Raw genomic sequence first — 9724 nt, 5'->3', positions numbered from 1 at the left:
GCTATGACGCCCCGCTTTGCTGTTTGTTGGGACCATGGCTCAGATCGAATACGCAGAACACGGTACACGGCACCGCAACGCGCTGGGCACGCGCGTGCTGGGCGGGCTTGCCTACGCTATCGCGCTGGCCTGTCTGCTGCCGATGGTCGCGGTCGCGCTGGCGGCGCTGACAGGCGGCACAGACACGATCACCCACCTGATCCAGACGGTTTTGCCACGTTATCTGGGAACGACCGCCGTTCTGGTGGCGTTGGTCGCGGGCGGTACCTTTTGTCTGGGCGTCGGTGCCGCGTGGCTGGTCACGATGACCCGCTTTCCCGGTGTGCGCCTGATGGAGATCGCGCTGGTGCTGCCGCTGGCCTTTCCGGCTTATGTTCTGGCCTATGCCTATACATTCGTGCTGGATCACCCCGGCATCGTGCAGGCGACCCTCAGACAGGTGACGGGCTGGGGGCCGCGCGATTACTGGTTCCCGGAAATCCGCTCGACCGAGGGCGCGGCAGTAATGCTGATTCTTGTTCTGTATCCCTACGTTTATCTGCTGGCCCGCGCCGCATTCCTGCAGCAAAGTGCCACCGCCTTTCTGGCGGCCCGCGCGCTGGGTTCAAGCCCCTGGGCTGCGTTCTGGCGGGTGTCGTTGCCAATGGCGCGCCCGGCGATTGCTGGAGGCGTCCTGCTGGCGGTGATGGAAACTATCGCCGATTTCGGAACGGTCGCCTATTTCGGGGTGCAGACTTTTGCTACCGGCATCTATACCAGCTGGTTCTCGATGGGCGACCGTGCGGCGGCGGCGCAAATGGCGCTGTGCCTGCTGGGGATTGCATTGGTCATGGCCGTGGCCGAACGTACTCAGCGCGGCAAGGCGAAGTACTATCAGGCCGGCAAACGTCACGCGACGATGCCCGCGGCAGAGCTCAAGGGATGGCAGTCGGTCGCCGCCTTTGTGCTGTGTGCGATACCGGTGCTTCTGGGCTTTGTGTTGCCGGTCGTGATCCTGATCCAGATGGGGCTGGAATCGGAACAGGACCTGCTTTCACGACGCTACGTCGGGTTCATCCGCAACTCGCTGACTCTGGCTGGAACGGCGGCTTTCGTTACGGTCAGCGCCGCAATTTGCGTGGGCTTTTTCCAGCGCCTGAAACCGGGACGCAAGGCGGCCGGGGCGGCCTATCTGGCGCGGCTGGGTTATGCGGTTCCGGGCGGCGTGATCGCGGTCGGGCTGATGGTGCCCTTTGCCGCCTTCGACAATGCGCTGGACGCCTGGATGCGCGAAACCTTCGGGATCTCAACCGGGCTTTTGGTCACCGGTTCCATCTGGCTTTTGGTCGCGGCCTATATGGTGCGGTTCCTGGCCGCCGCGCTCAGCGCCTATGAGGGTGGCCAGAGCATGGTGCATGCCAATATGGATGCGGCGGCCCGGTCGTTGGGCCAGACGCCGCTGGGCACCCTGCGGCGGGTGCACCTGCCGATCCTGACGCCCTCGCTGCTGACCGCGCTGCTGATCGTGTTTGTAGACGTGATGAAGGAATTGCCCGCAACGCTGATCATGCGCCCCTTCAACTTCGACACGCTGGCGGTGCAGGCCTATCGGCTGGCTTCGGATGAGCGGCTGGAGGGCGCGGCGGTGCCGTCGCTGGTGATCCTCGCCGTGGGCCTGCTGCCGGTGATCCTGATCTGCCGTCAAGTTGGTCGACGCCCTTGATCTTTGGCACTTGCCGGTATTGTGCGCCTGCGGCGCGCTCTTATTTGTTCTTTGCTTGAGGGACGCTGTCCCTCAAACACCCTGGGGTATTTTCGACCAGAAAGAAGCAGGGCGCTTAGGTGAGGGATTTGTACATATAGGCGGTCGGCTCAAAGATGTTTTCAAACGGGCTGCGGCAATAGCCGGGGATTTGTCCGGCAACCGCGAACCCCAACCCTTGGTACAGCGTTTGAGATGGATCGCCGCTGCGGGTGTCGAGCACCAGAAGCGTTTTGCCCAGAGCGCGGGCGCGGGCCTCAAGCGCGTGCATCAGCGCCCTTCCCAGACCCTGCCGCCGCGCCTTGGGGTGCACCAACAGTTTGGCCACGTCGGCGCGGTGTAGTTGGTTTGGCATTGCTGCCATCGCCAGTTGCACCGTGCCTACCACTTTCTTGTTGGAGCATGCCACAAACAGGTCGGTGTTGCGGGACCGGATCGGCGGAAAGGCCCGGTCTTGCCAATAGGTTTGCGCCTCGGATCGGAAAAAGGGCAGGACGAAACCGACGCTGGCCCCGGCGTGAACGCAGGCATGCAGTATGTCGGTGAGATCGTCCAGAACGCCAGGCAATTCGGAGGCTCCCACCAGTGCAATCATATCAGCACCAGAATATAACGCGCGCCACGCTGCGGGCCGGTTTCGAACCGGTTGGGGCCGGACAGGTGATAGCGCAGGCAATCACCTGCATTCAGACGGTGCGCGGTGCCGTCCAGGGTCAACGTCAAGGCGCCGTCGAGCATCACCAGATGATGTTCCTGCCCCGGTTTCGGCGGCGCGTCATAAGTGATCCGCGTGCCCGGCGGCAGATGGCATTCCAGCACCTCGCCACTCAGCCCCCCGGCGGGCGGCGACACCGAGCGGCGGGTATATCCGGTCTCGGGATCGGTCCACTCGGTCTGCCGCTCATAGGGCACCTTGGGCGCAAAGGTTTCCTCGACCATCATCAGCAGCCGTGACATCGGCAGGCCAAAGGCCGCGCACAATCGGCCCAGGCTCTCGGCGGTGGGGCTCACCTCACCCTTTTCCATCCGCGACAGGGTCGCCCGGCTCAGCCCGCTCTGCGCGGCAAGCTGATCCAGCGACCAGCCGCGCCCCCGCCGCAGCTCTCTCAGGTGCTGTGAAAGGCGGTGAGACAGGTCATCCAGCATATCTCATTTCCGAAAAATATTCACATTTTCGGAAATTCTGCACTGAATATGAAAGGAAAGTAAACAGAAAATGGCGCAGAGAACCCCTCTGCGCCCCATTCTGCCCGATTTTCTGGCAGATTACTTCCAGCCGACCTCGTTAAAGATCTTTTGCGCCTCTGGAATGTTCTTTGCAACCTCCGACAGGTTCACCTCATCGGCTTTGAATTCGCCAAGCGCCGCCACGTTTTCAGCCAGCGGGACACCTGCCACCGCGGGGAATTCGTCATTGCCGCGCGAGAAGTAGACCTGTGCCGAGTCGCTGGAGAGATATTCCAGGAACCTGATGGCATTGTCCTTGTTCGGAGCATGAATTGCGACGCCGGCGCCGCTGAGGTTCATATGTGCCCCTTGCGCGTCCTGCGCCGGGAACTGGATGCCGATCATGTCGATATCGGCTGTCAGTCCTTTGATATCCTTGCGCAGGGCACGGGCGAAGTAATAGGAGTTCGACACGGCGATCTCGCATTCACCCGAGATGATGCCGCGCAACTGGTCGGTATCGCCGCCTTGCGGGTCGCGGGCCATGTTGTCAACGACACCGGCCGCCCATTCACGGGCTACGTCTGCGCCGTGGTTGGTGATGATCGAGGCCAGCAGGGTCTGGTTGTAGGTGTTGGTCGACGAACGGATGCAGACCAGGCCTTTGTATTCCGGTTTGGCCAGATCCAGATAGGTGACGGGCGGATTGGCGACCTCGGCCTTGTCGAAAAAGATGATGCGCGCGCGCTGCGAGAAACCGAACCATTGGTTGTCTGCGTCTTGCAGGTTGGCGGGAATGCGCTCTTCCAGAACCGCGCTGTCGACCGATTGCAGAATGCCGGCCTCCTTGGCGCGGGCCAGACGCGAGGTGTCGACGGTCAGGAAGATGTCGGCAGGCGAATTCGCGCCTTCGGCCTGCATCCGGGCCATCAGCTCGTCTGCATTGCCCTCGATCCTGTTGACTATGATACCTGTGGCCTCTTCGAATTCGGAATAGAGCTGTTCGTCGGTGTCGTAATGGCGCGAGGAGTAGATGTTCAGCTCTCCCTCGGCCGCAGCCGAAGTGGCAACAAGGGCCGTCAGCGCAGCGGCGATACAGGTGGATGACTTGATCATGGCGGGTTCCAACATGGTTTGGGTGAATTTTATCTGACTGATTTTATCAATTACCAGAGTCGGCGGGCGACGCAAGGTATTCCGACTGAATTAGTCGGAATAAATCGTCGCAGGCTTCACCCTTCGGGATTGTCCATGTCCCAGGCTGCCAGAAGCCGGGGCAGGGCGATGTTCCAGTCCAGAACGCCTGCCTTGTCTGCCCAGTCCTGATATTGCCGGGTCAGATCGCGCGCGCGCCGGGCTTCGCCGTGGATCAGGTCGTTGAGCTCGGTACGGTCGCTTTCCATATCGTAAAGCTCCCAATCGTGCCCATGCAGGCGCACCAGCTTGAACTGACCCAGCCGGATTGCGGAGTTGCCCTCGTGCTCGAAATAGATCGGCTGCTGGCGTTCCCACGCCTTGCCGCTCAACAGCGCGAGCAGGCTTTCGCCCTGACAGGGCTGGATCTGATGCCCGCCCAGATCAGACAGATACTGCGCCCCAGTGACTTCGAGAATGGTGGGCAGGATATCGACCACATGACAGGGTGCATGCACCGGCTGCCGCGCCCCGATCCGGTTGGGCCAATGTGCCACCAGCGGGGTCGAGATGCCGCCCTCGTGTACATAGTGCTTGAACAACCGGAATGGCGCATTCGAGACATTGGCCCAGGGCTTGTCATAGCTTTGATAGGTCAATGCGTCGCCCGGCATTACATCGGGCCGGTTGCCCATCGCAATCCTGTGCCCGTCATGGGTGGTGTCGGGAAAGAATTTGGCCCAACCGTCCTCGGCCATGAATTCGGCGCAGCCGCCATTGTCGCTGAGAAAAAGGATCAAGGTATCTTCGAACTGACCCAGCCGCTTCAGGGCTGCGATCAACGTGCCGATAGACTGATCCATCCGGTCCACCATCGCGGCATAGGTTGCCATCTTGCGTGCTTCCCAGTCGTGGTTCTGTTCGGCGTCCCACGGGATCACGTCCGGGTCGCGGGGGCTGATCTGCCAGTTGGTTTGAAACAGCCCCATCGCGTTCATTGTTTCATGCCGCGTCGTGCGGGTGGCATCCCAGCCTTTTTCATAAACCCCGTCATAACGGGCGATATCCTCGGGGTGGGCATGCAGCGGCCAATGCGGCGCGGTATGGGCGAGGTACAGGAAGAACGGCTGCTCCATCGCCACCGATTCCTCGATCATACCGATGGCTTTTTCGGTAATCGCATCGGTGAAGTAGAAATCATCGGGAAAGGTTTCGACGCGGCTGTCATCTTCCAGCATGAAATGCGGTGAAAAGAAATGGGTCACGCCATCGACGATGCCATAGAAGCGGTCGAACCCGCGCTGGCGCGGGGTAGGGTGGTCGATGTCGCCCACCCGCCAACTGTCGACCTCGCGGGCCATGAAATCTCCGCCCACGTGCCACTTGCCCGACATGCAGGTGCGATAACCTGCGGCGCGCAAATGCTCGGCGATGGTGGCGGCGTCGTCGCGCAGGAATCCCCGATAGGCGGGCGTGCCCAGATCGGCCCCCATATGTCCGATCCCGGCATTGTGCGGGTATAGTCCGGTCAGCAACGAGGCGCGCGTCGGGCAGCAGCGGGCGCAGTTGTACATCGCCGTAAGCAATGCCCCGTTCGCGGCCAGTGCGTCGATATTCGGGGTGCGGATCTCGGACCCTGTGCAGCCAAGATCGGCAAAACCCATATCGTCGGCGAGGATCAGGATCACATTTGGTCGGATTGACATGGCGGTCTCCAATGTGCTGGGCACAGGAAAGCGCGATGCGGCAAAGCGAGCAAGAGCCTTGCGCTTATTCCTGGTATGTCATTTTAGCAAAAGCCCGCCATCGACCGGCATGTCGATCCCCGTGACATAGGATGCGCCATCCGACAGCAGGAACACCGCGACATTCGCCAGTTCCTCGGGCGTGCCGACCCGGCCCATCGGTACATAGCCGCCTGCTTCGCCCACCTTTTCATCGCTATCCCAGCGCGCCTGCAACGGCGTCAGGGTAAGCCCCGGATATATCGCATTCGATCGGATGTTCTCGGCCGCCAGTTGCATCGCCAGCGAGCGCGACAACGCCCCGACGCCGGCCTTTGAGGTCGAATAGGCGTCCTGCGGTTTCGGATCGCCGCGCAGGCATTGCGTGGTGGCAAAATGCACCATCGCGCCCCCACCAGTGCGCCGCATATGCGGCACCGCGGCCCGCGCGGTGTGCACCATGGATTTGAGGTTGATGGCAAAGACCCGGTCCCAGACCGCAAGGTCCATGTCGAGAAGCGAGGCGTCGCGGTCGAACCACAACACGCCCGCGACATTGGCCAGATAGTCGATTCGCCCGAACCGTTCGGCGCCGGCGTCGATGGTCCGGGTGACGAAATCGGCATCGGTCAGATCGCCTTGGGCATACAGGCGGTTGCCGGTGTCGCCTTCCAGCCCTTCGGGTTCGGGTTTGACGTCGATGAGGATGGCGCGGCCGCCCGCCCTCAGGATCCGGTTGGCGATACTCAACCCCATGCCGCCGCCCGCGCCGGTCACGACTGCCACGCGGCCCGAAAAGTCAAAGGTGATCATTTGCCGGCACTCCTTTCCCGATACTTGTATGCGTCGGAGCAATTGAAAGGAGGTTTCCGGCCATGGGCAAGCCGCAAAAGAAAAACCGCGCCCGAGAGCGCGATTTTCAGAAAAACAGATGTGCGAAATTCTCAGCCCTGGCGAGCTTTGAACTTGCGCTGCGTCTTGTTGATCACATAGACGCGGCCTTTGCGACGCACGACCCGGCAGTCACGGTGCCGGTTCTTCAGCGAGCGGAGCGAGTTCCTGACCTTCATGGTCTGTCTCCAATCTGCGGCGCCTTCATCAAGGACGTGGCCAGCGCCTGGGTTAGCGGGTGCCTCGGGTCGGACCCGAAACAGTGAATAGATGGTGGGCGGTACAAGGATCGAACTTGTGACCCCTTCGATGTCAACGAAGTGCTCTACCGCTGAGCTAACCGCCCACTTTCCCTTTGCGTGACCTGCCCCATAACGAAATGGGGCGCGGAACCCCGCGCCGGTGGAGGGGTCTATAAAAGGAGTCGCAGGGGGGATCAAGGGGTTTGGCGGAACAATTTTCCGGTCTATGTTCGTTCCTGACAAGGAGAATCCATGCAGAACGTCGCCTATCATCTCAGCACCCCTGCGAATCGCACCTCTTGCGTGGTGTTTTCCTCGCCGCACAGTGGTCGCAGCTATCCCCCGGAGCTGCTGCGGCGTTCGGTTCTGGACCGCCATGTGATTCGCTCGTCCGAGGATGCGTTTGTCGATCTGTTGTTCGAACCGGCGGTGGAGTTCGGCGCGCCGCTTATCAAGGGGGCCGTTCCGCGTGCCTTTCTGGACCTCAACCGCAGCGCCGAAGAGCTTGACCCGGCGGTGATCGAAGGTGCCCGCCAGTACGGGCATAATCCGCGTGTGGCCTCGGGCTTGGGTGTGATCCCGCGCGTTGTGGCCAACGGGCGCGCGATCTATCGCGGTAAGCTTACAATGAACGAGGCGCGGCATCGGATCGACGCTTTCTGGCGGCCCTACCATGCCCGCTTGCAATCGCTGTTGGACGAGTCGCATCGCGCCTTTGGGCAGGCAATCCTGATCGACTGCCATTCCATGCCTCACGAGGCGGTGGCGAATATCGATCGCAAGTATTCAGGCCGCCCCGAAATCGTTCTGGGTGACCGTTTCGGTGCGTCGGCCGCGAACGAAGTGGTGGATCAGATCGAATCTGCTTTTGCCGAGGCTGGCTTCAGGGTGATGCGCAATACGCCGTTTGCAGGGGCCTATGTGACCCAGTCCTATGGTCGCCCCTCCCGTCAGCAGCACGCAGTCCAGATCGAGATCGACCGCTCGCTTTATATCGACGAAAAACAGATCGTGCCGAACGAGCATTACCGTGATTTCCGCAAAAGGCTGCGCGGGGTCATCGCGCAGATCGCCGCCATCGGTCAGGAATCCGTGCCTCTGGCCGCCGAGTAATTCCAGAAAGTTCGGGCCAGCGCCGATCCTGAGTTTTGACCCATTTCAAAAACCCGCCTAGTCTGATCGAAAAGGACGGGCTGTACGGTCATGACACATCGCGATTTACCGGGCATCACGGTTTCGACACTCGCGCGTTCCGCCCTATCGCTCGGTGGGGCGGCAACGATGGCGGCCTTTGCCTCGCTGATCGCGTGCTATGTCGGCTTTGTGCTCGAAGCCCTGTTCAGCCTGCCGGAGGTGCCGTTCAACCCGCATGTGCAGGCCGTGCTCATGTGGGGGTTGGCGCTGGTCGCCACCTATTTCGTGTGGTGCGATTACGAGCGCCACCACCGGACCCTGCCACTGGTCTTTGCCGTCGCTGCCGTCGTCATCCTGATCGCCACGCTCTACATCAGCTATGACCACCGGGTCGAAGCGCTGGCCTATGTGCTTTTGGTTATTGCGACCTTGCTGAACCAGAACTTTCTGCTCAGCGATCTCAACCGAACCGTCCAATCGCAGACGTCGGAAATTTCGGCCCTGAACGCCCAGCTGGAATCCCGCGTCGAACAGCAGGCGGGAGAAATCGGGCGTCTGGAACGGCTCAAGGAATTCCTCGCCCCCCAGATCGCCGAAGCCGTGGTCGAGGGCGGGCGCGAGGACCTGTTGCAGATCCACCGCCGGTACATCGCCTGCCTGTTCTGTGACATCCGCAACTTTACCGCCCTGTCCGAGGCGCTGGAACCCGAGGATGTGATCGACATTCTGCGCCGGTTCCATGACCGCGCAGGCGCACTGGTGGCCGAACGCGGCGGCACCATCGGCTATCGCTCAGGCGACGGGCTGATGGTATTCTTCAACGACCCGGTTCCCTGCGACCAGCCGGTGCATCAGGTGGTGTTGCTGGCCCTGGATATCCGCGATGCGTTTTCCGACATCTGCGCCCCCTGGCGGCGCATGGGGCACAGCGTCGGCCTTGGGGCCGGCATCGACAGCGGCCACGCGACCATGGGGCTGGTCGGGCAAAAGGGCCGCGCCGATTACACCGCAATTGGCGGTGTCGTGAATATCGCGGCCCGGCTGTGCGACGCGGCGGGCGAGGATCAGATCCTCATTGGCCAGCGCGCCTATCTGGAGGTCGAGGACCAGATAGCTGCCCAATCCATCGGTGCGCTGAATTTGAAAGGGTTGTCCAACCCTGTCGAAGCCTTCAGCATAACCGGATGGAACGGAGCGGGCGGACTATCTCAGTGACCGCCCCTTGACGATGGCGTCGCTGCCGAACCTTTTGCGGATTTCGTCGGTGGCGCGTTCGGCCTTTGACCGACGCGCTGCGTCCGGATCCAGCAGATCGCCTGACATGTCCGCCTGTTCCGCGTCGCACAGGTCGGACAGACCGCAGCCCAGTAGCCGGTAAGGCCCCTGGTCTCCGACCTGGTCGAACAGCCCGCGCGCGGTGCGATAGATCCGGTCGGCCATCTGCGTTGCATCCCTCAACGACACGCGTCGGGTCAGGATCTTGTGATTGGCCTTTTTCAGCTTCAACGTCACCACCCGCCCCGCCAGACCCTTGGCCTTGGCACGGTCGGCCACCTTTTCCGCCATCCGCCACAGGTGCCCGTCCAGAATATCGGCGTTGGCGGTGTCTTCGAAAAACGTGGTCTCGTTGCTGATTGACTTCATCGGTTCGTGCGCCGAGACGCGACGCTTGTCCTGTCCTCGCGCCAGAT

At 61.6% G+C, this 9724-nt stretch carries 10 protein-coding genes and 1 tRNA gene; 3 read left to right on the top strand and 8 right to left on the bottom strand.

The features are described 5' to 3' along the window. The first annotated feature begins 34 nt into the window (after positions 1-34). Positions 35-1702 carry an ABC transporter permease gene (locus tag AC2FNB_RS19320; RefSeq protein WP_496748451.1) on the top strand — a complete coding sequence of 556 codons (1668 nt, stop codon included), beginning with the start codon at positions 35-37 and terminating at the stop codon, positions 1700-1702. 115 nt (positions 1703-1817) lie between these two features. Here the strand turns inward: AC2FNB_RS19320 and AC2FNB_RS19315 are convergent, their stop codons facing one another. The 7 genes from AC2FNB_RS19315 to AC2FNB_RS19285 all read right to left on the bottom strand — a co-directional run bounded on the left by AC2FNB_RS19315 (position 1818) and on the right by AC2FNB_RS19285 (position 7003). Next, on the bottom strand, positions 1818-2336 hold the full coding sequence (locus AC2FNB_RS19315; protein ID WP_496748450.1) for a GNAT family N-acetyltransferase: 519 nt from the start codon (positions 2334-2336) through the stop codon (positions 1818-1820). Beyond that, positions 2333-2887, bottom strand: a complete 555-nt coding sequence (locus tag AC2FNB_RS19310; RefSeq protein WP_496748449.1) for a helix-turn-helix domain-containing protein — start codon at positions 2885-2887, stop codon at positions 2333-2335. The genes AC2FNB_RS19315 and AC2FNB_RS19310 overlap by 4 nt, the downstream gene beginning before the upstream one ends. A 120-nt stretch (positions 2888-3007) precedes the next feature. Further along, positions 3008-4024 (bottom strand): Fe(3+) ABC transporter substrate-binding protein, encoded by a 1017-nt coding sequence (locus AC2FNB_RS19305; RefSeq protein ID WP_496748448.1) that lies wholly within the window; start codon positions 4022-4024, stop codon positions 3008-3010. A gap of 116 nt (positions 4025-4140) precedes the next feature. Then, entirely contained in the window at positions 4141-5748 is a 1608-nt protein-coding gene (locus AC2FNB_RS19300; RefSeq protein WP_496748447.1) for an arylsulfatase, read from the bottom strand. Positions 5749-5826: 78 nt separating this feature from the next. Beyond that, on the bottom strand, positions 5827-6579 hold the full coding sequence (locus tag AC2FNB_RS19295) for an SDR family NAD(P)-dependent oxidoreductase (protein WP_496748446.1): 753 nt from the start codon (positions 6577-6579) through the stop codon (positions 5827-5829). A 131-nt stretch (positions 6580-6710) separates the two neighbouring features. Next, a complete protein-coding gene (gene ykgO / locus AC2FNB_RS19290; RefSeq protein ID WP_068338904.1) occupies positions 6711-6836 on the bottom strand; it encodes a type B 50S ribosomal protein L36 in 126 nt (41 codons plus the stop codon). 92 nt (positions 6837-6928) lie between these two features. Then, a tRNA-Val gene (locus AC2FNB_RS19285) sits at positions 6929-7003 on the bottom strand. A gap of 148 nt (positions 7004-7151) precedes the next feature. Between AC2FNB_RS19285 and AC2FNB_RS19280 the strand changes: the two genes are divergently transcribed. Together AC2FNB_RS19280 and AC2FNB_RS19275 are read left to right on the top strand one after the other, a co-directional pair. Next, positions 7152-8012 carry an N-formylglutamate amidohydrolase gene (locus AC2FNB_RS19280; protein ID WP_496748445.1) on the top strand — a complete coding sequence of 287 codons (861 nt, stop codon included), beginning with the start codon at positions 7152-7154 and terminating at the stop codon, positions 8010-8012. Between the two features lie 90 nt (positions 8013-8102). Next, entirely contained in the window at positions 8103-9248 is a 1146-nt protein-coding gene (locus AC2FNB_RS19275) for an adenylate/guanylate cyclase domain-containing protein (protein ID WP_496748444.1), read from the top strand. Here the strand turns inward: AC2FNB_RS19275 and AC2FNB_RS19270 are convergent. Then, the coding region (locus tag AC2FNB_RS19270) for a DinB/UmuC family translesion DNA polymerase (protein ID WP_496748443.1) at positions 9237-9724 on the bottom strand (488 nt) is incomplete at its 5' end. The genes AC2FNB_RS19275 and AC2FNB_RS19270 overlap by 12 nt on opposite strands.

The organism is Ruegeria sp. BHSB058 (genome assembly GCF_059613285.1).
Note: the sequence above shows the minus strand (reverse complement) of the source record. Positions and strands in the feature narration are given on the sequence as shown.